Source organism: Nocardia acididurans (assembly GCF_016741815.1).
GTDB classification, from domain to species: domain Bacteria; phylum Actinomycetota; class Actinomycetes; order Mycobacteriales; family Mycobacteriaceae; genus Nocardia; species Nocardia acididurans.
In genome coordinates this window covers 33,869-54,701 of sequence record NZ_JAERRJ010000004.1, presented here as the reverse complement: position 1 = coordinate 54,701, position 20,833 = coordinate 33,869, and the positions used below count along the sequence as shown (strand labels likewise).

At 68.1% G+C, this 20,833-nt stretch carries 18 protein-coding genes and 1 tRNA gene; 9 read left to right on the top strand and 10 right to left on the bottom strand.

Annotated features, from left to right (window positions below; genetic code table 11):
• Positions 1-16 precede the first annotated feature (16 nt).
• Positions 17-796, top strand: coding sequence for an SWIM zinc finger family protein (locus JK358_RS10995; RefSeq protein ID WP_201946418.1), 780 nt, complete (start codon positions 17-19; stop codon positions 794-796).
• Here the strand turns inward: JK358_RS10995 and JK358_RS10990 are convergent.
• The 4 genes from JK358_RS10990 to JK358_RS10975 are packed head-to-tail and all read right to left on the bottom strand — an operon-like array spanning position 755 to position 4,695.
• Positions 755-2,287, bottom strand: coding sequence for a flavin-containing monooxygenase (locus JK358_RS10990; RefSeq protein ID WP_201946416.1), 1,533 nt, complete (start codon positions 2,285-2,287; stop codon positions 755-757). The genes JK358_RS10995 and JK358_RS10990 overlap by 42 nt on opposite strands.
• Entirely contained in the window at positions 2,284-2,910 is a 627-nt protein-coding gene (locus tag JK358_RS10985) for an NAD(P)/FAD-dependent oxidoreductase (protein WP_201946413.1), read from the bottom strand. The genes JK358_RS10990 and JK358_RS10985 overlap by 4 nt, the downstream gene beginning before the upstream one ends.
• The gene (locus JK358_RS10980; RefSeq protein WP_201946410.1) at positions 2,907-3,830 is read right to left on the bottom strand and encodes a ferritin-like domain-containing protein; all 924 of its coding nucleotides are present in this window, start codon (positions 3,828-3,830) and stop codon (positions 2,907-2,909) included. Before JK358_RS10980 ends, JK358_RS10985 begins: the two co-directional genes overlap by 4 nt.
• A 28-nt stretch (positions 3,831-3,858) precedes the next feature.
• The gene (locus JK358_RS10975; protein ID WP_201946408.1) at positions 3,859-4,695 is read right to left on the bottom strand and encodes an SDR family NAD(P)-dependent oxidoreductase; all 837 of its coding nucleotides are present in this window, start codon (positions 4,693-4,695) and stop codon (positions 3,859-3,861) included.
• Positions 4,696-4,799: 104 nt separating this feature from the next.
• Between JK358_RS10975 and JK358_RS10970 the strand changes: the two genes are divergently transcribed.
• Together JK358_RS10970 and JK358_RS10965 are read left to right on the top strand one after the other, a co-directional pair.
• Complete coding sequence (locus tag JK358_RS10970) at positions 4,800-5,453, top strand: TetR/AcrR family transcriptional regulator (protein ID WP_201946406.1); 654 nt, start codon at positions 4,800-4,802, stop codon at positions 5,451-5,453.
• 62 nt (positions 5,454-5,515) lie between these two features.
• A complete protein-coding gene (locus tag JK358_RS10965) occupies positions 5,516-6,502 on the top strand; it encodes a methyltransferase (protein WP_201946404.1) in 987 nt (328 codons plus the stop codon).
• A gap of 14 nt (positions 6,503-6,516) precedes the next feature.
• Here the strand turns inward: JK358_RS10965 and JK358_RS10960 are convergent, their stop codons facing one another.
• Both JK358_RS10960 and icmF read right to left on the bottom strand, forming a co-directional pair.
• On the bottom strand, positions 6,517-7,593 hold the full coding sequence (locus tag JK358_RS10960; protein ID WP_201946401.1) for an amidohydrolase family protein: 1,077 nt from the start codon (positions 7,591-7,593) through the stop codon (positions 6,517-6,519).
• Positions 7,594-7,661: 68 nt separating this feature from the next.
• On the bottom strand, positions 7,662-10,892 hold the full coding sequence (gene icmF, locus JK358_RS10955) for a fused isobutyryl-CoA mutase/GTPase IcmF (RefSeq protein WP_201946398.1): 3,231 nt from the start codon (positions 10,890-10,892) through the stop codon (positions 7,662-7,664).
• Positions 10,893-11,133: 241 nt separating this feature from the next.
• Between icmF and JK358_RS10950 the strand changes: the two genes are divergently transcribed.
• The 5 genes from JK358_RS10950 to JK358_RS10930 are packed head-to-tail and all read left to right on the top strand — an operon-like array spanning position 11,134 to position 16,658.
• On the top strand, positions 11,134-12,633 hold the full coding sequence (locus tag JK358_RS10950; RefSeq protein ID WP_201946396.1) for a CoA-acylating methylmalonate-semialdehyde dehydrogenase: 1,500 nt from the start codon (positions 11,134-11,136) through the stop codon (positions 12,631-12,633).
• A 5-nt stretch (positions 12,634-12,638) separates the two neighbouring features.
• Positions 12,639-13,778 carry an acyl-CoA dehydrogenase family protein gene (locus tag JK358_RS10945; protein ID WP_201946394.1) on the top strand — a complete coding sequence of 380 codons (1,140 nt, stop codon included), beginning with the start codon at positions 12,639-12,641 and terminating at the stop codon, positions 13,776-13,778.
• Complete coding sequence (locus JK358_RS10940; protein WP_201946391.1) at positions 13,775-14,860, top strand: enoyl-CoA hydratase/isomerase family protein; 1,086 nt, start codon at positions 13,775-13,777, stop codon at positions 14,858-14,860. The genes JK358_RS10945 and JK358_RS10940 overlap by 4 nt, the downstream gene beginning before the upstream one ends.
• 2 nt (positions 14,861-14,862) lie before the next feature.
• A complete protein-coding gene (gene mmsB / locus JK358_RS10935) occupies positions 14,863-15,834 on the top strand; it encodes a 3-hydroxyisobutyrate dehydrogenase (protein ID WP_201946389.1) in 972 nt (323 codons plus the stop codon).
• Complete coding sequence (locus JK358_RS10930) at positions 15,831-16,658, top strand: enoyl-CoA hydratase (RefSeq protein WP_307817457.1); 828 nt, start codon at positions 15,831-15,833, stop codon at positions 16,656-16,658. The genes mmsB and JK358_RS10930 overlap by 4 nt, the downstream gene beginning before the upstream one ends.
• 352 nt (positions 16,659-17,010) lie before the next feature.
• Here JK358_RS10930 and JK358_RS10925 read toward each other — a convergent pair whose 3' ends face one another.
• Entirely contained in the window at positions 17,011-18,060 is a 1,050-nt protein-coding gene (locus tag JK358_RS10925) for an acetate and sugar kinases/Hsc70/actin family protein (RefSeq protein ID WP_232851141.1), read from the bottom strand.
• Positions 18,061-18,127: 67 nt separating this feature from the next.
• The gene (locus JK358_RS10920; protein ID WP_201947239.1) at positions 18,128-18,670 is read right to left on the bottom strand and encodes a MarR family winged helix-turn-helix transcriptional regulator; all 543 of its coding nucleotides are present in this window, start codon (positions 18,668-18,670) and stop codon (positions 18,128-18,130) included.
• 120 nt (positions 18,671-18,790) lie between these two features.
• Between JK358_RS10920 and JK358_RS10915 the strand changes: the two genes are divergently transcribed.
• Positions 18,791-18,862 (top strand) — tRNA-Cys (locus tag JK358_RS10915).
• 48 nt (positions 18,863-18,910) lie between these two features.
• Here the strand turns inward: JK358_RS10915 and JK358_RS10910 are convergent.
• Complete coding sequence (locus tag JK358_RS10910; protein ID WP_201946387.1) at positions 18,911-20,308, bottom strand: metallophosphoesterase; 1,398 nt, start codon at positions 20,306-20,308, stop codon at positions 18,911-18,913.
• Positions 20,305-20,733, bottom strand: a complete 429-nt coding sequence (locus tag JK358_RS10905; RefSeq protein ID WP_201946384.1) for an Rv0361 family membrane protein — start codon at positions 20,731-20,733, stop codon at positions 20,305-20,307. The genes JK358_RS10910 and JK358_RS10905 overlap by 4 nt, the downstream gene beginning before the upstream one ends.
• Between the last annotated feature and the right edge of the window lie 100 nt (positions 20,734-20,833).

The window sequence follows — 20,833 nt, the reverse complement described above, 5'->3', positions numbered from 1 at the left end:
GGGCGGGTGAGTGCCGGTGGTGAACGAGCGCGACTACGTCGACTTCAGCGAGTTCGGTCCGCGCCGCCCCGTGCGGGGCGGGGTGCGGGCTCGCAGCCAGCGGGGCGCCGCCTTCGCCCGGACCTGGTGGGGCCGTTCGTTTCTGGAGGCCATCGAGCAGGTGGCCGACGCGGGCCGCCTGACCCGGGGACGCACCTATGCGCGCGCGGGCCAGGTGGTCAGTTACAGCCTGGAGCCCGGCGTCGTGCACGCCGAGGTGCAGGGCAGTCAGCCGCGCCCGTTCATCGCGGTGCTGACCATGCGGCAGCTGCGTGACGACCGCCTCGACGAGCTCGTGCAGCTGGTGCGCGCCACCCCCGGCATGCTCGGCCGGATGGCCTCCGGCGCGCTGCCGCAGGAGCTCGGCCCGCTGCTGCTGCCCACCACCGCGTCGGAGCTCGACTTCTCCTGCAGCTGTCCGGATTCCGGCTGGCCGTGCAAGCATGTGGCGGCGGTCTGCTACGTGCTCGCCGAACGGTTCGACGAGCGCCCCGGCGATCTGCTCACCCTGCGTGGCGTGCAGCTGGATGCCCTGATCGGCAGTGTGCAGAGCGAGAGCGCCGCCGCGGAATCCGATGACCTCTACGGGCAGCAGATCGAGCTACCGGCCCTGCCCGCGCCCGAATTCCGGCCCGCGCCCGAGGATCTCGAGGCCGTGCTGCTGCGCCAGGCGCTGCGCATGACCGCCGAGGACGAGCGCACGGCCGAACTCGGCCTACGTGAGCTGCGCGCTCTCTACGCCGCGCTGAACGGGTGATCCGACCTTCTCGAACCGATAGTCCTTCATATCGAAATGCGCTGCCCGCCAAGCGGCTTCGGCGGTGCTCATGGGTTTGAGCGGCACGTCCCCGTTCTTGTCGAAGTAGTAGCTGTTGGCGAGCGCGCAGCTGTCCTGCCAGAACACCTGGGTGCCGCGCCGGTTCAGCATCTCCTGGAAGTAGCGGTCATTGGCCTCGTGGGTGACCTCGACCCGCGTCGAGTCGTGCCTGCGGGCCCGGCGCAGCAGCCGCAGGATGTGCGTGGTCTGCATTTCGATGAGCGTGAAGTACGAGGCCCCGTTGTAGCCGTACGGCCCGATGATGGTGAAGAAGTTCGGGAATCCGGGCACGCTCACGCCCTCGTAGGCCTGCAGCCGGTGGGTGTCCCACCAGTCCTCGAGGCTGGTGCCGCCGCTGCCGTACAGGTCGAAGGTCGGCATATTGCCCGACTCCATGACCTTGAATCCGGTGGCCATGATGAGCACGTCGACCTGGTGGTGCGCGCCCGCGGTGCGCAGGCCGGTGGCCGTGATCTCCTGGATGGGATCGGTTTCCAGCAGCACGTTCTCCCGGTTGAAGGTCTTCAGGTAGTCGTTGGAGAAGGACGGCCGCTTGCAGCCGAGGGCGTAGTCCGGGGTGAGCTTGGCCCGCACCGCCGGATCCCGCACCTGCTGCCGCAGGTGGGCCAGCCCGGAGCGTTCGCCGAGTTTCACCATGGGCAGCACGTTGTAGTAGTGCGCGGCCAGCGGGAAGGTGATCTCCACGAAGGCCTGACTGAGCATCCGGGTCAGCAGCTGTCCGCCGGGCAGTCGCATGAGCGTCCGAACAGCCTGCGGCAGTGGGGCATCCGGGCGCGGCAGGCACCAGATCGGCGTGCGCTGGAACACCACGAGCGAGGCCACGTCCGGCGCGATCTCCGGGATCACCTGCACCGCGGACGCGCCTGTCCCGATGATGCCGACCCGCTTGCCGCGCAGCTCGAGATCGTGATCCCAGCGGGCGGTGTGCACGATCGTGCCCCTGAACCGTTCCGCCCCTGGGATTTCCGGCAGTTTGGGCCGGGTGAGCACGCCGGTCGCGCCGACCACGTAGCGTGCGGTGATCACGTCGCCGGTGCTCGTGGTCAACCGCCACAGATGCAGTTCGTCGTCGAATTCGGCGCGGGCGATGGTGGTGCCGAACCTGATTCGCGGCCGAAGCCCGTACTTCTGCACACAGCGTTCGGCATACGCCTTCAGTTCGCGTCCGGGCGCGTACACCCGGGACCAGGTGCGCTGTTTCTCGAACGAATACTGGTAGCTGAACGACGGAATATCCACGGCGATACCGGGATAGGTGTTCCAGTGCCAGGTCCCGCCCACGCCGTCGGCCTCGTCGATCATCACGAAGTCGTCGAATCCGGCCTTGCGCAGCGCGATGGCGAACCCGATGCCGGAGAATCCGGCCCCCACGATGACGATCTCGTGATCGACGACGGTGCTGCTGGTCATTGCGAATCCTCCGCGTAGATGATGCAGTCCACCCGATGCTCGATACCGTCCACGGTTCGGATGCCGAGCGGCGCGAGGCGTGCGATCGGCCAGGTCACCAGGCGGCAGTTCGGGCGTTGCAGGGCCTCGTAGTAGTGGTTGTGCAGCCGCAGGTCCGCGGCGGTATCGGGGGTGAGTTGCCGGCGCTGCCACGAATCCCGCACCTGCAGGCGCAGATTCACGGCGGCCGCGCGCCGCAGTACCGCGCCGCCGACCCGGTGCAGGGCCGCGATGCCAGGCGGGCGTGCAGTGGCCGGGGGTTTCGGATCGCCGGGCAGGGGCCGGGCAGTGGTGATGGGCAGTGGGCCGAGCAGATCGTCCGGCAGCATTTCCAACAGGTGCCGGGTGCCCGGGATCGGCGGCACCGGCAGCACCCAGATCGGATCCTGTTGGAAGACGGTCACTTTGCGGGCGCGCGCGGCCACCGCGGGCAGTATCCGCGCCACCGCGGCCCCGTCGCCGATCACCGCCGCGTCCAGTTGGCCGAGCAGAAACTGGTTACGCCAGCGCGTGCAGTGGAGCTGCGGTCCCCGGAACTCGTCACGTGTTCTGCCGGTGCCGCCCCGGCGAATCGGGGCGCTCACCGGGCCACCGGCTCATGGGTCAGTTCCTTCGACCAGGACGGCGGCCGGCCCAGCACCCGCACCGGGAACAGGTCGATGGCCCGGCTGAGGGCGTCGTTGACGGCCTGCAGCGGTTGCAGCCGGTTGATGGTGGCCCGCCCGTGCATGCGCACGATGTGGAACAGCGGCAGCCGTTTGATCTCGGGCGCGCGTTCGCCCGCTTTCTCGTAGCGCCGCACCGCGTTCCAGAGCTTCTCCTCGTCCAGCCCCATGGCCATGATGTTGGCCGACATGCGCGACAGCAGCGGCGTGTACAGCAGTGCCCCCAGCAACAGGCTGGGGCGCAGTGCGAAACCCGCTGTCTCGATGGCGATTCGGCGGGCCGGGCCCGCGCCGAGCTGTTCGAGCACCTGGAATCCCACCGCGAGATGCCGGGACTCGTCGCTGTTGATGTGCCGGAACACCTCGTGGCACAGCGGATCCCGCACTTCGTCGAGCAGGAATTTCACCAGTGCGCCGTCGAGGGCGCATTCCAGCGAGGGGATGACCGTGCCCAGCACCGGCAGGGAGAGGTCGTCGGCATTGCGGTCCAGCCATTCGATGACGAGCCGGATGTTCTTGTTGGGCACCGGCATACCGTCGCCGTCGAGCATGCCCCAGCGCCGCATGAGCGCCAGTTCGGCATTGGCGTGCTTCTGTTCCTCGGCGTGGAAGTAGCGGTAGATCTCCTTGAGCGGGCCGTCGGGGGCCTTGTTCTTCAGTGCCGCGAACCCGCGCGCGCCGACGTGTTCGATCCACACCAGATCGGCCATGAAGGCGGCCAGTTTCGGCCGCTGCGCGTCGGTGATCAGCTCGGCGCCGGGGGCTTCCCAGTCAAGGTCGGCCAGCGCCCACTGGCGATCCTTGATCACGGTGAGCATGTCGGAATATGCGAACGCCATTGTTCAAACTCCTTGCGGGGCAGGTGGATCAGCGCACGAGCCGCTCCAGCAGTCCGGTCGCGCGGGCGTAGGGCTCGGGCAGCAGCCGCTTGGACTGCCAGATCAATTTGGCTTCGACCTGCGGCACCACGTAGAGCTGGTTGCGGTCGACGGCGTCGAGGGTGGTGCGGGCGATCGACGCGGGTGGGCGGCCGGTCCAGCGCAGCAGGCGGTCGCCCCAGCGCTCCATGGCCTCGTCGCCGATCGAAACACCTTCCAGGATGTTGGTTTTCACCGCCGTCGGGCAAAGGACGGTGACGCCCACGCCGGTGCCTGCGAGTTCGGCGGCGAGGGTTTCCGACAGGGCCAGGACGCCCGCTTTGCTGACGTTGTAGGCGGCCATGCGCGGTGCGGAGCCGAAGGCCGCCGCGGAGGCGACGTTCACCAGTGCTCCGCGTCCGGCGGCGCGCATGCGCGGCGCGAAGACATGGCAGCCGTGGATGACGCCCCACAGGTTGATGTCGAGCACCTGATGCCATTCGCCCAGGGGCGCGTCGCCGACCACCATGCCGCCGCGGCCGATACCGGCATTGTTGACCACGATGTCGGCGGTCTTGCCGAACCACTGTTCGGCCGTATCCGCCAGGGCCGCAACCTCGTTCACGCGGCTGACATCGCAGACGGCGTCGAAGGCCTTGCCGCCCGCGGCGGCCACCAGTTCGACGGTTTCCCGGGCGCGATCGGGGTCGATATCGGAGCAGATCACCCGCCCGCCGCGCCTGCCCAGTTCGAGGGCGAAGGCGCGGCCGATGCCGCTGCCCGCGCCGGTGACCACGGCATCCGCCTGCTGTGTGCGCCGTGTTCCGCCAAAGGGGTTGAGTCGCATGAAAACTCCCGGAGAGGTGCCATCCGGGCAGTCAATTGGTGGCATCTGCCACCATTGGCCGCGCCTGCCACCAATTAGGCGCTCGGTGGGATACTTTGTCAACCATGGACGTGCGTGCACCGGCGAGTCCGAGTAGGCGCGGCGGCACCTGGGGCGGCCGGACCCAGGAGGAGCGCCGCACCGAACGCCGCGCCCGCCTGATCGACGCGGCCCTGCGCATCTGGCTCGAAAACGGCTGGGCCGCAGTCACGATGCGCGGCGTCTGCACCCAGGCCGGGCTCAACGACCGCTACTTCTACGAGCACTTCACCGACCGCGACGAACTACTGGCCGCGGTCTGGGACGAGGTCTGCTTCGACGTCTTCGGCGAACTCTCGGCCCTGGTGGCCGAACACATCGAACTCCCCGCACTGGATATCCTGCACCTGGCCATCGCCCGCTCGGTGGACCTCCAGACGGCGGGCCCGGCCCGCATCCTGTTCGGCAATCACGCCGGCAGCCGTGTTCTCGAGGAGCGCCGCAAGGCCATGCTCACCGAGGCCGCCGATCTGCTCATCGCCACCGCCCGCCCCTACCTGCGCCCCGGCGTCGACGAATCCGACCTCCGCATGGGCGTTCTCATGGGTATCGGCGGTTTCGTGGAACTCCTCACCGCCTGGCGCACCGGCGCCGTCGAGGCCGACACCGCCCGCATCATCGCCCACGTCACCGAAACCGCCGACCTGCTCGGCGCCCGCTACCTCGCCCTCCTCGGCTGACGCCTGCGCGTGCCGTCGCGCCTCCCCTACCGGCACGGAGGCGATGGCTAGGGTGATGCGGCATGGAGCGCATCCTCGGGATCGGTCTCGGTTTCTGGGAATCCAGGACGCTACTCAGCGCCGTCGAACTCGGGGTGTTCACCACCCTCGGAGACCGTCGGCTCACCGCCGAGGAATTGCGCGGTGAACTGGGGTTGCATCCCCGCGCGGCCCGCGACTTCTTCGACGCGCTGGTGGCCATGGAGATCCTGCGCCGCGAGGACGGCCGCTACGCCAATACCGCGGACACCGCCACCTACCTCGACCGCAATCGCGGCGAATACCTCGGCAGTTTCCTGGAAATGGCGGGAGCCCGGCTGTACGGCTTCTGGGGCAACCTCACCGAGGCGCTGCGCACCGGGCAGCCGCAGAACGAGGCGCGCCAGGGCGGCGACTTCTTCGCCGCGCTGTACGAGGACCTGGATCGGCTGCGTGATTTCCAGCGCGCCATGACCGGACTGTCGCTGCCCAGCGCACATGTCATCGCGGCGCGGTTTCCCTGGCAGCGGTGGATCACCGTCGCGGATATCGGCACCGCCCAGGGCGCCCTGCTGCGCGCTGTGCTGCAGGAGCATCCGCACCTGCAGGGCATCGGCTACGACCTCCCGGCGGTCGAGCCGCTCTTCACCGAATACGTTGCGCCCCTGGGCAAGCGCGTCGCATTCCAGCCGGGCGACTTCCTCACCGACCCGTTGCCCGTCGCGGAGGTGCTGGTCTTCGGGCACATCCTGCACGACTGGGATCTCGACACCAAGCGCATGCTGCTGGCGAAGGCGCACAGGGCCTTGCCCGAGGGCGGCGCGATCCTGATCTACGAAACGCTCATCGACGACGAGCGCCGCAGCAATCTCGCGGGGCTGCTGATGAGCCTCAACATGCTCATCGAAACCCCGGGCGGCTTCGACTACACCGCGGCGGACCTGCGAGAGTGGCTGGCGGAAGCCGGGTTTCGCGATCCGCGGACAGAACGGCTCGCCGGACCCGAATCCATGGTGTGGGCGCTCAAATAGCGGGAAGCCGCCGGTCAGAAGTCGTCGACGCCGTAGACGCGCTCGGCGGTGCGGCGGAAGACCCGCTCCAGCGCGGCGGTGTCCGCGCCGTGGTCGGTGAGGGCGGTGGCTATCGCGTCGGCGGCGTTGGGGATGCTGGTGATCGTCTTGTCGACCGGGAAGTTGGAGCCCCAGAGCAGCCGGTCGGGGCCGAAGACGTCGTAGGCGTGATGCAGCAGCGGAGAGATGCGGTCGACCAGGTCGGGGATCGAGGTGGGGGTGCCGCGCTGGGGGAGCGGGTGGCCGAGGATGGGCATCATCAGGCCGCTCACCTTGGCCACCGTGTTCGGGTTGGCGGCCAGGGCGGTGAGGTCGTCGCGCCAGCGCAGGAACAGTTCGCGGCGCAGGCTCGGATTGCGGCCGGTGTGTTTGCCGACCGGGCCGAAAATGCCCGCGGGCGTGCCGAGATGGTCGAGGACGATGGTCGCTTCCGGATAGCGTGCGGCCAGCGCGGTCACCTCGGGGAGCTGCTGCGAGTACACCCAGGCGTCGAAGCTGAGTTCGCGGTCGGCCAGTGCGGCGAATCCGTCCAGGAACGCGTGCGAGGTGAGGACGCCGGGCGCGCTGCGTGAGCGCACACCCGAATCCGGGTGATTGTCGACGTGGCTGCGGATGCCGCGGAACTTGGGCGATGCGGACCGATGCGCGTCGAGCAGTTGCGCGAAGGCCGGTGACGAGGGATCCGCCGCGCCCACGATCGCACCCAGCGCCGGAGTGTCCACGCCGAACGGCAGGCTCGCGACCCAGCGCGTCTCCTCGGCCTGCGCCAGCAGTTGCCGGCCCGCCCATTCCACCTCGATGTGCACGATGGCCTCGACCGGCAACTCCCCGGCGTCGTCGCGGTAGTCGGCGGGCAGGTAGGGGTGCACGAACGGGGTAGGGTCGTCCCCGGCGAACTCCCGGTCGCGGCGCGGTGCCAGTCGTTTGGCCACATCGACAGGCAGCGGCAGATATTTGAACAGCTTTGCCACCCCACTGAATTCACGCGGCGTGGTGAGCGGATCCCACTGGTGGATGTGCGCATCGACGACTGTGATTCCCGCAAGGTCCATGATGTCCCTTCCGTCCGGGTCGGCTCGAAGGGGATCTTTCCACGCCCGCACCGACCCCGAGCCGGAAATCAGACATTGCGGCGATACTGCCCGCCCACGGTGAAGAAAGTGTCCGTGACCTGCTGCAAGGTGCAGACCCGCGCCGCCTCCATGAGCGCCTCGAACACATTGCCATCCCCGCTCGCCGCCTCGGCCAGCCGGGCCAGCGCCACCGGCGCCTGTTCCCGATGCCGATCGGTGAACTCCCGCACCCGGGTCAGTTGCGACTGCTTCTCCGCCTCGGTGCCGCGGGCCAGCGCCAGCGTCCGATGCTCCTCCTCGTGCGGATTCCGGAAGGTGTTCACGCCGATGATCGGCAGGCTGCCCTCGTGTTTGCGCCGCTCGTACAGCATCGACTCGTCCTGGATGCGCCCGCGCTGATAGCCGGTCTCCATGGCCCCCAGTACGCCGCCGCGTTCACTGATCCGCTCGAACTCGCGCAGCACCGCCTCCTCCACCAGATCGGTGAGCTCGTCGATGACGAAACTGCCCTGCAGCGGATTCTCGTTCATCGCCAGCCCCCATTCGCGATTGATGATGAGCTGGATGGCCAGCGCCCGGCGCACCGACTCCTCGGTCGGCGTGGTCACCGCCTCGTCGTAGGCATTGGTGTGCAGGCTGTTGCAGTTGTCGTAGACGGCGATCAGCGCCTGCAGCGTGGTGCGAATGTCGTTGAAGCTCATCTCCTGTGCGTGCAGCGACCGCCCGGAGGTCTGAATGTGGTACTTGAGCTTCTGCGAGCGATCATTGGCTCCGTACCTGTCCCGCATGGCGATCGCCCAGATTCGCCGTGCCACCCGGCCGATCACCGAGTACTCGGCGTCCATGCCGTTGGAGAAGAAGAACGACAGGTTCGGCGCGAAGTCGTCGATATTCATACCGCGCGCCAGATACGCCTCCACATAGGTGAACCCGTTGGCGAGCGTGAACGCCAGCTGGCTGATGGGATTCGCCCCGGCCTCGGCGATGTGATAGCCGGAGATGGACACCGAGTAGAAGTTGCGAACGCTGTTGCGCACGAACCACTCCTGGATGTCGGCCATCATGCGCAGGCTGAATTCGGTGGAGAAGATGCAGGTGTTCTGGCCCTGATCCTCCTTGAGAATGTCGGCCTGCACGGTGCCGCGCACGGTGGCGAGGGTCCGCGCACGCAGCTCGGCGGCTTCGTCGGCGGTCGGCTCCCGGGCCTCGGTGGCCGAGAACTGTTCCAGCGCTTGATCGATCGCCGCATTGAGGTAGAACGCCAGAATGGTGGGCGCGGGACCGTTGATGGTCATGGATACCGACGTGGTGGGCGCGTCCAGGTCGAAACCGTCGTAGAGCGCCTTCATATCCTCCAGCGTCGCAATGGAAACGCCCGATGTGCCGACCTTGCCGTAGATGTCGGGGCGTTCGGCGGGATCGTGCCCGTACAGGGTCACCGAATCGAACGCGGTCGAAAGCCGTTTGGCGTCAGCGTGTTCGGACAGCACCTTGAACCGGCGGTTGGTGCGGAAGGCATCGCCTTCACCGGCGAACATGCGCGCGGGATCCTCGTTGTCCCGCTTGAACGCGAAGACGCCCGCGGTGAACGGGAATCGGCCCGGCAGATTCTCCGATCGCAGGAATCGCAGCAGCTCACCGTGATCGGTGTAGCGGGGGAGCGCTACCCGCGGAATCGAACTGCCGGACAGGGTTTCCCGCCGCAGTGCGGTCCGCAGCTCCCGGTCGCGAACCTTCACCACCTGCTCGTCACCACGGTACGACTCGGCGACGGCAGGCCAATCGCGCAGGAGCGCGGCATTTTCCGGTGATACCTGCTTCCGCGCATCCTCCAGCAGGTCCGCCACCCCCGTCGTTCCGGCAGGCTGGTGGCCGGAATCCACCAATTCGGCGTGCACCTCGTCCAGCCGCTGCACCCGCCGCGCCGCCGCCGTCTGCCGCGCGGTCTCCGCGTGATACCCGCGCACCGTCTCCGCGATCTCCGCCAGATACCGCACCCGCGCGGGCGGAATGATCTGCGCGAACCGCGTGGACGCCCGCGTCTCGACCCGCGCCAGCACCCCCTGTTCCAACGGCAGTCCGTGTTCGGCCAGCAGCCCGCTCACATGCTGGTACAGCGCCGTGACCCCGTCATCGTTGAAAGTGGCCGCGCTGGTGCCGAATACCGGCATGTCCTCCGGTCCCGCGTCGAACGCCTCGCGATTGCGCACCAGCTGCCGCGACACATCCCGCAGCGCGTCCTCGGCCCCGCGCCGCTCGAACTTGTTGATGGCCACCACATCCGCGTAATCCAGCATGTCGATCTTCTCCAGCTGTGAGGCCGCCCCGAACTCCGGCGTCATCACATACATGGACACATCCACATGCTCGGTGACCGCGGCATCGCCCTGTCCGATGCCCGGCGTCTCCAGGATCACCAGGTCGTAACCCGCTGCCTTGCAGGCGATCACCATGGCGTCGATATTGCGTGGCACCTCCCGCTCCCCGCGGGTGGCCAGCGACCGGAAGAACACCCGATCCCCGTCGAGCGCGTTCATCCGGATCCGGTCACCCAGCAGCGCCCCGCCGCCGCGTCGCCGCGTCGGATCCACGGCCAGCACCGCCACCCGCAGCTTGTCCTGCTGATCAGTGCGCAGCCGCCGCACCAATTCGTCTGTGAGCGAGGACTTTCCGGATCCGCCCGTGCCGGTGATGCCCAGCACCGGCACCCGCCGCGCCCCGGCCGCCGCCGCGAACGCCGCCCGATCGGCCTGCGGCACCGTGTCCTGCTGCAGACAGGTCAGCGTCCGCGCGAGCGCCGCCCGATCCCCGGTCAGCACCGCGTCGACGGCGGCCGGCGTCCCCGAAAGATCCACATCGCATTCCGCGACCAGCTGGTTGATCATCCCCGGCAACCCCAGCCGCTGCCCGTCCTCCGGCGAGAAGATCGTCACCCCCGACTCCCGCAGCCGGGCGATCTCCTCCGGGATGATCACCCCGCCGCCCCCACCGAATATCTTCACGTGCCCCGCCCCGGCCTCCCGCAGCGCCTTCGCCAGATACTCGAAATACTCGATGTGCCCGCCCTGATACGAGCTGACCGCCACCCCCTGCACATCCTCGGTGACCGCCGCGTCCACCACCTCGCTGACCGCCCGGTTGTGCCCGAGATGAACCACCTCGGCCCCCTGCGCCTGCAGGATCCGCCGCATGATGTTGATCGCCGCGTCGTGCCCGTCGAACAGCGCGGCAGCGGTCACGAATCGCACCGGATGCACCGGCACATGCAGGTCGCCCATAGCTTCCTCCACGGAGCATGCTGTTGGAGATCAAATAGTAGGACGTCAAATCAACTCTAGAGTGATATGGCACACACCGCCAAGCGGACCGGTATGAAATCCGCGACGAGGTTCGCGGCCGGAGTCGCTGAGAGCTCGCACGGAGTGGTTGTGATCCATCGCACAGTAAATAGATGGACGTCCAACTATAGGATCACCATGTACAGCGCTCAGTGCGCGCAGGCTTCGAGACAGGACTGGCATGGTTCGCGAACTCACCCACTTCATCGGCGGGCAGCACGTGCCCGGGACCTCCGGCAACTTCGCGGATGTGTACGACCCCAGCACCGGTCAGGTGCAGGCGCGGGTGCCGCTGGCCACCAAGGCCGAGGTCGAGGCTGTCATCGCCAATGCCGCTGCGGCGCAGGTGGAGTGGGCGGCGACCAATCCGCAGAAGCGGGCGCGCGTGCTCATGAAGTTCCTGACGCTGGTGCAGGACGAGATGGATTCGCTTGCGGCGCTGCTGTCCTCGGAGCACGGCAAGACCATTCCGGACGCCAAGGGCGATATTCAGCGCGGGCTCGAGGTCATCGAGTTCGCCGTGGGGATCCCGCATCTGCTCAAGGGTGAGTACACCGAAAGCGCGGGCACCGGGATCGATGTCTACTCCATGCGGCAGCCCCTCGGCGTGGTCGCGGGGATCACGCCGTTCAACTTCCCGGCCATGATTCCGCTGTGGAAGGCCGGGCCGGCGCTGGCCTGCGGTAATGCCTTCGTGCTCAAGCCTTCCGAGCGGGATCCGTCGGTGCCGTTGCGGCTGGCCGAGCTGTTCCTCGAGGCGGGGCTGCCCGCCGGGGTGTTCAACGTGGTCAACGGTGACAAGGAAGCCGTGGACACGATCCTGCACGACGAGCGGATCAAGGCCGTCGGCTTCGTGGGATCCACGCCGATCGCGCAGTACATCTACGAGACCGCCACCGCGAACGGCAAGCGCGCGCAGGCCTTCGGCGGCGCGAAGAACCACGCCATCGTGATGCCCGACGCCGATCTCGACGATGTCGCCGATCAGCTCATCGGCGCGGGCTACGGTTCCGCCGGTGAGCGCTGCATGGCCATCTCGGTCGCCGTGCCGGTCGGCGAGGAGACCGCGGATCGCTTGCGCGACAAGCTGATCGAGCGGGTCAACAAGCTCAATGTCGGCCGCTCCGACGATCCGGGCGCGGACTTCGGCCCGCTGGTCGGGCGCGACGGCGTCGACCGTGTGAACAACTACGTGCAGATCGGCGTGGACGAGGGCGCGGAGATCGTCATCGACGGGCGCGGCCTGGTCATCGACGGGGCGGAGGACGGATTCTTCGCGGGCGCAACGCTGTTCGACCGCGTCACCCCGGAAATGCGCATCTACAAGGAAGAGATCTTCGGCCCGGTGCTGAGCATCGTGCGCGCCAAGGATTACGAAGAGGCGCTGCGCCTGCCGAACGAGCACGAATACGGCAACGGCGTCGCGATTTTCACGCGCGACGGTGACACCGCCCGCGACTTCGCCACCCGCGTCCAGGTCGGCATGGTCGGCATCAACGTGCCGATCCCCGTGCCGATCGCCTACCACACCTTCGGCGGCTGGAAGCGTTCCGGCTTCGGCGATCTCAACCAGCACGGCCCGGACTCGATCCGCTTCTACACCAAGACCAAGACGGTGACGCAGCGCTGGCCCTCCGGTCTCAAGGAGTCCAACGCCTTCGTCATCCCGACCATGGACTGACCGCAATGTTCGTACTGGACGAAGACGAGAAGGCGATCGTCGAGACCGCCCGCGCCTTTGCCGACGAGCTGCTCGCCCCCAATGCCCTGGAATGGGATGAGCAGAAACACTTTCCGGTCGACGTGCTGCGCAAGGCCGGGGAACTCGGCCTCGGCGGCATCTACGTGAACGAGGACGTGGGCGGCTCGGAGCTGCGGCGGCTGGACGCCGTGCGCATCTTCGAGCAGCTGTCCACCGGCTGCCCGGCCATCGCCGCCTACATCTCCATCCACAATATGGCGACGTGGATGATCGACAGTTACGGCGATGCGGCACAGCGCAATCGGTGGCTGCCGGGACTCACCTCGATGGATCTGCTGGCCAGCTACGCCCTCACCGAACCGGGCGTCGGCTCCGACGCGGCGGCCCTGAGCACCAGGGCCGTGCGCGACGGCGACGACTACCTGCTCACCGGAGTGAAGCAATTCATCTCCGGCGCGGGCAGCACGGATGTGTACGTGCTCATGGCCCGCACCGGCGACGACGGCGCGCGCGGCATCTCCGCGTTCATCGTGCCCGCCGACACCCCGGGCCTGTCCTTCGGCGCGAACGAACGCAAGATGGGCTGGAACGCCCAGCCCACCCGGCAGGTCATCCTCGACAATGCCCGGGTGCCCGCCGCCAACCTGCTCGGCGGCGAGGGCAACGGCTTCCGCATCGCCATGAACGGGCTCAACGGCGGACGGCTGAACATCGCCGCCTGCTCGCTCGGCGGCGCGCAGTTCGCCCTCGACAAGGCCGTGGCCTACCTGGCCGAACGCAGGGCCTTCGGCGCGCGGCTGCTGGACAACGCGGCCCTGCAGTTCGAACTCGCCGATATGCGCACCTCGCTGGAAGCCTCGCGCACCCTGCTGTGGCGGGCCGCCGCCGCCCTCGACGCCGACGCCCCCGACAAGGTGGAACTGTGCGCCATGGCCAAGCGGTTCACCACCGACGCCGGGTTCGAGGTCGCCAACAAGGCCCTCCAGCTGCATGGCGGTTACGGCTATCTGGCTGAATACGGGGTGGAGAAGATCGTTCGCGATTTGCGGGTGCATCAGATTCTCGAAGGTACGAACGAGATCATGCGGGTCGTGGTGGCCCGCTCGGTGGTAGGAGCGGCATGAGCGAAGCGAAGGAACCCGAGGTTCTGATCGAGAAGCGGGACGGGCTGGGTTCGATCACGCTCAACCGCCCGCGCGCCATCAACGCGCTCAACCATCCGATGGCGCTGGTCATCCTCGACACGCTGCGCGAGTGGGCGGACGACGACGAGGTGCGCACGGTGGTGCTCACCGGCGCGGGCGAGCGCGGACTGTGCGCGGGCGGCGATATCGTCGCCATCCACAACGATGCGAAGAACGCTGTCGCGCAGGGTGATACAGCGGCTTCGGATTCGCCCAGCGGCAGGTTCTGGCGGGACGAGTACATCCTCAACGCGCTCATCGGCCGGTACCCCAAGCCGTATGTGGCGATCATGGACGGCATCGTGATGGGCGGCGGCGTGGGCCTGTCCGGGCACGCCAGCCACCGCATCGTGACCGAGCGGTCCATGGTCGGCATGCCGGAGACCGGCATCGGATTCATTCCGGACGTGGGCGGCACCCACCTGCTCGCGCACGCGCCCGGCGAGATCGGCACCCACGTCGCGCTCACCACCGCGCGCATGAGCGCCGGGGACGCCATCGCGGCCGGCTTCGCCGACCACTTCGTGCCCTCCGAGTACATTCCGGCACTGCTGGAAGCGTTGCGGGACAACGACGCCGACGCGGCCATCGCGAAATTCGCACAGCCCGCACCGGTTTCGGAGCTGGTGTCGCAGCTGCGCTGGATCGACGCCTGCTACAGCGCGGACACGGTCGAGGAGATCGTGAACCGGCTGGAGACCGACGGCACCCCCGAGGCCGCCAAGGCGGCTCAGGACGTGCTGTCGAAATCGCCGGTGGCGCTGAAGGTCACGCTGCGGTCGCTGCGCGGTGCGCGGGTGGCCGCGAACCTCGAGGAGGTGCTGAACCAGGAGTACCGGGTGTCGGTGGCCTCGCTCGGCACCCACGACCTGGTGGAGGGCATTCGCGCCCAGGTCATCGACAAGGACCGCAACCCGCAGTGGTCGCCCGCCACCCTGGCCGACGTCACCGACGCGGATGTGGACGCCTACTTCGCCGGACTCGGCGACAAGGAACTGGGGCTGACCGCCCCGGAGGAGTAGCAATGAGCACAGCATCGCACAGCGATTCCGTGAGGGGTGGCGGTCGGGTGACGGGTGGGCGTACCGAAAACAACTCGGCGGCAACGAAGGTCGCCTTCCTCGGGCTGGGCCACATGGGCGGGCCGATGGCCGCCAACCTGGTGCGGGCCGGATACGAGGTCCTCGCGTTCGATCCGGTTCCGGCCGCACAAGATCAGGCGCGACGCGACGGCGCGACCGTCGCCGAAACCGCCGGATCGGCTGTGGCGGAAGCGGATATCGTCGTCACCATGCTGCCCAACGGGCGCATCGTGCTCGACCTCTACGGCGAGGTGCTGTCGGCGGCCAAGCCGGGCACGCTGTTCGTCGACTGCTCCACCATCGACGTCGCCGATGCGCAGGAAGCCGCGAAACTCGCTGCGGCAGCCGGGCATCGGGCTCTCGACGCGCCCGTCTCGGGTGGTGTCGCGGGTGCGACGGCGGGCACCCTCACCTTCATGGCGGGCGGCGCGGCCGAGGATTTCGCCGACGCGCTGCCGCTGCTGGAGGTCATGGGCGGCAAGGTCGTGCACTGCGGTCCGGCCGGGGTCGGCCAGGCCGCCAAGATCTGCAACAACATGCTGCTGGGCATCTCGATGATCGGGCTGTCCGAGGCCATCGTGCTGGGCGAGAAGCTGGGTCTGACCCACGACAAGTTCTTCGACGTGGTCTCCACGGCGTCGGGGCAGTCGTGGGCGCTCACCTCGTACTGTCCGGTGCCGGGGCCGGTTCCCGCCAGCCCGGCGAACAACGACTACCAGCCGGGGTTTGCCACCGCGCTCATGACCAAGGATCTGGGTCTGGCGGCAAACGCGCTGCGTGGCAACGGCGTCGACGGGCAGATCGGTTTGCTGGCGGCGGAGATCTACGCGCGGTACAACCAGGACGAAGCGGGCAAGGACTTCTCGGCTATCGTCACCGATATCCGCAAGCGATCTGAAGGGGAGCAACTGTGACTGCATCGCGCAGCGATTCGGTGGGGGGTGGCGGCCGGGCGACGGGCGGGCCCGACTTCGAGACCATTGTGCTGGAGCGTAAAGGCCGCGTCGCCCTCATCACGCTCAACCGGCCGAAGGCCCTGAACGCGCTGAATTCGCAGGTCCTGGCCGATATTTCGGCCGCGCTCGACGAGCTCGAGCACGACAGCGAGATCGGCGCGGTCGTGCTCACCGGATCCGAGCGGGCCTTCGCGGCCGGTGCGGACATCAAGGAGATGCAGACCAAGTCCTACATGGACATGTTCCTCACCGACCACTTCGCCGGTTGGGACCGACTGGTCGCGTTCCGTAAGCCCATCATCGCCGCGGTCGCGGGTTACGCCCTCGGCGGCGGCTGCGAACTCGCCATGATGTGCGACATCCTGCTCGCCGCCGACACCGCCAAGTTCGGCCAGCCCGAGATCAAACTCGGCGTCATCCCCGGCATGGGCGGCTCGCAGCGCCTCACCCGCGCCGTCGGCAAGGCCAAGGCCATGGACCTGATCCTCACCGGCCGCAATATGGACGCCGAGGAAGCCGAGCGCGCCGGCCTCGTCTCCCGCATCGTCCCCGCCGCCGAACTGGTCGACACCGCCCTCGAGGTGGCCGAAACCATCGCCAACATGTCGCTCCCCTCGGTGATGATCGCCAAGGAAGCCGTCGACCGCGCCTTCGAAACCACCCTCACCGAGGGCTTGCGCTTCGAACGCCGCGTCTTCCACTCCCTCTTCGCCACCGAGGACCAGAAGGAAGGCATGACCGCCTTCGTCGAGAAGCGCCCGGCCAACTTCAGCCACAAGTAAGCCGAGTTACCGAACTCTCCGGAGGCTCTCAGGGGCTCCGCCCCCGAACCCCCGAAAACAGCGGCCCCCGCCTCACCAGGCGGGGGCCGCTGCGGCATAAGGGCTTGGGGCGGTGCCGCTGTGGCATAGCGGGTTCGGGGCGGGGCCGCTGAGAGCTCAGGGAGTTTGGGGCGGTGCCGCTGTGGCATAGCGGGTTCGGGGCGGGGCCGCTGAGAGCTCAGAGAGTTTGGGGCGGTGCCGCTGTGGCATAGCGGGTTCGGGGCGGTGCCGCTGAGAGCTCAGAGAGTTTGGGGCGGTGCCGCTGTGGCCCAGGGGGTTCGGGGGCGAAGCCCCTGAGAGCTCAGAGAGTTTGTCAATGCTTGGGCGGGCCGACGACTTCGACGGTGGGGGTGTTGCCGTCCTTGTGGTCGTTGGAGCGGTCCATGGCGAGCGCGCCGACTATGGTGCCGCCCAGGGTGGCGGTGACCGCTACCGCGGCGACGAGCTTCTTGCGGGAGACCGGTTCGGGGAGGCGGGTCGCCGGGGCCGTGGGATTCAGGCGGACGCTGCGGACTCGGCGGGCCGAGGGGCGTTCGGCGGCCAGCAGGACCGCGCCGCGGGTGGAGACGAACTCCGGTTCGGGGTCGTAGATCAGGGGGAGATCGAGCTGTCTGTCCAGTTCATCGCGGATGGACTTGTTGCGGGGGCAGCCGCCCAGCAGGGCCATGCCGTCGGGCGGGACGCCGGTCTCGTCGATCATCTGACGGACGAAGGACGCCGAATGGTGGATGCCCGCGGATACCAGGTCGGCGAAGTCGCTGCGGGTGATGACCGCGCGCTGGCCCGAGATGGGATCGCAGACGGCCAGAACTCTGTCGGTGGCGAGCAGCTCCTTGTGGTGCCGGCTGGTGGCCAGATCGACCGTGACCCCGCCGCGGACCAGGAGCCAGCGTAAGAGCGCGTCGTGGCCGTCACCGCCGAGCACCGTACTGCGCTTGGTGGCCAGGATGGCATCGGTGCGGCAGTCGATCTGCGTCAGCGTCAGGCCGGACGCGCCCAGGTCGTAGAGCAGGATCGAGCCCTCGGCGGGTAGGCGGCCGGTGAACCGCAGATAGCGCAGCTGCGCGACCGGTTCGTCGATGACGGTGAGGCGATTGCGCCCGGCCGTGGTGCGGATGGCCTCCGCATGCGAGGAACAGCGGCTGGTGACGGCGATGCCGGTGATGAACTCGTCGCGCTGATCGGCCGACTTCCGCATCTGCCGGATGGCCTCGAACACCGCCTCCTCCATGCTCCCACCTGCGCGGCGTACCACTTTGCAGCGGTCGATGGGCGGCAGATGCGGCTGGTCGGAATGGGTGAGCATGGCGCGTGCACCAGCAGCGCCCGCCGACACCCCGAGGACCAGCACCATGGCCTCCATGGTGAACCTTTTGCGGTCCGATTCCAAGACTATGACGCAGGAAAATGGCTGATCGGATGCTGGACGGTTACTGACCGGCCCATCTGGTCGGCGAGCCACCACTGTCGAAGTCGCCCGCCGATTGCCGGAACTCCGCCAGCAATTCCAGCAACAACTGCAAACGTTCCGGCGGCAGCCCCGTCTCGGCGAACACTCGCCGGTTCAGCTCGGAGGTGGCCGTGGACACCAATTCCCTTCCGGCATCGGTGATTTCGATCAAGGTCGCGCGCCGGTCACTCGGATGCGGCACCCGCTTCACCAGATTCGCCGTCTCCAGCCGGTCCACCGTGTTCGTCACACTTGTCGGATGCACCTGCAAACGCGCGCTGGCCACCGCCATGGGCAGCGCGCCTGTTTTGCTGAAGCTCAGTAGCTGAAGTAGCTCGTACCGGGAAAATGTCAGCCCCGACGGCTTCAACGCCTCGTCGACCCGGGACATGACGATTTGCTGGGCGCGCACGAGCGAGGTAACTGCCGCCATCCCGTCGGCGACGTCCCCCCATCCGTGCTCCGACCATTGACGATGCGCCTCCTCGATCGGATCGAGCGGGAGAGGACGGGGCCGAGACATGCCCCGATCATCGCATGCCGTCACGCCGTCAACCGACACGCCGAGCCCGTGCACAAACAAATCACGCTGATTCCAACCCTCGCCGCGGACCCGGCGCGCGGGCATCATCAACGAAACGATGCGGGTGTGTCCGAGTGGTTCAGGAAAAGGTCTGCAAAGCCTTTCACGTGGGTTCGATTCCCACCGCTCGCTCTGGAGACGAAGCCCCTGCGGTGCCGGCCGCAGGGGCTTCGTCGTCGTTCACGAGGCCGGGGTCAGGCCCGAGAGGTCGCGCAGCACCGTGTGATTGCGGTCGGCCGTGGTGCCCAGCGTGTACTCCGGCTGCAGGCCGAGGTACTCCGAGCGGGTGCGGGTGCTCCAGCGGCGGGACAGCGCGGACCGGGTCTTGTAGAAGGTGGCCATGTAGCCGCCCTCGTACAGGCGCAGCAGGGTGTAGCCGCCCGGATACTCCTTCACCGCCGCGACCTCCAAGAATTCCACCGCCACCGGCAGATCGGGCCGGGTCCGGCGATTGCGGTGGGTGTGGCCGCTGTGATGCAGGAAGACGCCGGGCGCGGACCGGTAGAGGGCTTGGAGTTCGGCGGCGTCCCCGGCCGCGAGAACGAAGCCCGGCCCTGCGATATTCGACCAGCCGGACTCCGCGGTGACGGGGTGATGACTGAAAACCAGTGTGGGACGGTCGGGATCGGCGCGCAGCAGCTCACGCAGCCGATCGAACTGCGGGCGGTCGATGGCGCCGCCCGAGGTGTCGAGTTCGGTGGTGTCCAGGGCGAGCAGGCGCAGGCCGCCCAGCTCGTAGGACCCCAATTCCTGTCGGGGGCCGAACAATTCGCCGTAGCAGTCGAAGTGATCGAGGTACGGGGAGCAGGAGGCGTAGTCGGATCCGGTGTGCGGGCGATCATGATTTCCCCTGGCGGCGAACCAGTCCCGGCCGTTCGCGCCCCAGGCCGACAGTTGCGCGTGCACCCCGCGGACCTGCTCCGGTGTGGCCTCGGCGGTGAGATCCCCGGCGATCAGCAGGTGATCGGCCCCGCGATCGGGCCGGTGCAGGTCGTCGAGCAGCCCGGCCAGCATGACCTCGGGATACGGTGGCAGACCCGGATCCTGGCGTGCACCCGGCGGGAGACCGGCCGCGATGAGCCCGCTCACCTCCTCGCCGTAGTGCACGTCGTTCGAGAGCGCGATGGTGCGGATCAGACGGCCCGGCGGCGGCACCAGCGTGCTGAACTCACCCCTGGCCTCCGGTGAATTCGGCAGGCGCGTAACGAGATTCAGTGCCGGAGCGGCGGTGACGCCGGCCGAGCGCGCCTCGAAGCGGTAGTCGCGGCCCGGCTCCAGGCCGGTGATCTCGGCGTAGTGGCAGGCGGTGGGCCCGGATTCGCCGAAGACCTGGCGCAGCACGCCGCCGTCGGCGGGGCGCAGCCAGACTTCGCTGTCGGTCTCGACCGGGTCGCCGCTCGCGCTCACCGTGGTCCAGGTGAGCACCGCCGAGCGCTCGGTGATCGTGACGACTTCCAGATCCGTGGCGACGATCGAACCCGGCTGTGCGACAGCGGAACCCGGCCGGGCCAGGGGGAGCAGCGCGGCAGCGCCGAGCAAGCCCAGCAGGCGTCGCCGGTTCGGTCCGCAGCAGGTCATTTGCCGTCCGCCGAGCACACCTTCCAGGTGCCGTTCTCCTTGCGGAAGTGCTGGGCGGTGGTGCTGGACTTCCCCTCCGCGCCGGGCAGGGTCAGCGTGCCGGTGAGTCCGGCCGTGGCCCGGTCGCCGGTGATCACGATGTCGTCCACCGAAGTGATCTTGATGGTGAACTTGCCCCTGTCCACCGCGGCCTTCTGATCCGCTGGGAGACTGTCGAATTCGGTGCGGTCCGGCTCGCACGCCCGGGCCGCCGCCACCGATGGGCCGTCCGCGGCGAGGGTGTCGTAGAACTCGCGCGCGGCCGTCTCGATGCGCTGATCGTCGGTGGCGGAATCCTTGCCCGCGGCGGCGGTTCCGCAGGCCGTCACGATCACAGTCAGTGCGCCCACGCCCAGGGCGAGGCAGAGCCGGCGTGCCAAGGTCATCAAGTCCTGTCGATCGAGTCACCACGGAACGTCCGCAGACTACGGCAAAACCATTGCGATTCGGTGGGTGCCGGTTCCGGAGGCCCGCCAAGCGATACAA

Excerpts from the sequence above, each read along its gene's own strand:
- JK358_RS10990 (WP_201946416.1), bottom strand. The coding sequence starts at position 2,287 with ATGACCAGCAGCACCGTCGTCGATCACGAGATCGTCATCGTGGGGGCC.
- JK358_RS10980 (WP_201946410.1), bottom strand. The coding sequence starts at position 3,830 with ATGGCGTTCGCATATTCCGACATGCTCACCGTGATCAAGGATCGCCAG.
- JK358_RS10920 (WP_201947239.1), bottom strand. The coding sequence starts at position 18,670 with ATGTCTCGGCCCCGTCCTCTCCCGCTCGATCCGATCGAGGAGGCGCAT.
- JK358_RS10970 (WP_201946406.1), top strand. The coding sequence starts at position 4,800 with ATGGACGTGCGTGCACCGGCGAGTCCGAGTAGGCGCGGCGGCACCTGG.
- JK358_RS10975 (WP_201946408.1), bottom strand. The coding sequence starts at position 4,695 with ATGCGACTCAACCCCTTTGGCGGAACACGGCGCACACAGCAGGCGGAT.
- mmsB (WP_201946389.1), top strand. The coding sequence starts at position 14,863 with ATGAGCACAGCATCGCACAGCGATTCCGTGAGGGGTGGCGGTCGGGTG.
- JK358_RS10965 (WP_201946404.1), top strand. The coding sequence starts at position 5,516 with ATGGAGCGCATCCTCGGGATCGGTCTCGGTTTCTGGGAATCCAGGACG.
- JK358_RS10945 (WP_201946394.1), top strand. The coding sequence starts at position 12,639 with ATGTTCGTACTGGACGAAGACGAGAAGGCGATCGTCGAGACCGCCCGC.
- JK358_RS10960 (WP_201946401.1), bottom strand. The coding sequence starts at position 7,593 with ATGGACCTTGCGGGAATCACAGTCGTCGATGCGCACATCCACCAGTGG.
- JK358_RS10910 (WP_201946387.1), bottom strand. The coding sequence starts at position 20,308 with ATGACCTGCTGCGGACCGAACCGGCGACGCCTGCTGGGCTTGCTCGGC.
- JK358_RS10905 (WP_201946384.1), bottom strand. The coding sequence starts at position 20,733 with ATGACCTTGGCACGCCGGCTCTGCCTCGCCCTGGGCGTGGGCGCACTG.
- JK358_RS10925 (WP_232851141.1), bottom strand. The coding sequence starts at position 18,060 with ATGGAGGCCATGGTGCTGGTCCTCGGGGTGTCGGCGGGCGCTGCTGGT.
- icmF (WP_201946398.1), bottom strand. The coding sequence starts at position 10,892 with ATGGGCGACCTGCATGTGCCGGTGCATCCGGTGCGATTCGTGACCGCT.
- JK358_RS10950 (WP_201946396.1), top strand. The coding sequence starts at position 11,134 with ATGGTTCGCGAACTCACCCACTTCATCGGCGGGCAGCACGTGCCCGGG.
- JK358_RS10940 (WP_201946391.1), top strand. The coding sequence starts at position 13,775 with ATGAGCGAAGCGAAGGAACCCGAGGTTCTGATCGAGAAGCGGGACGGG.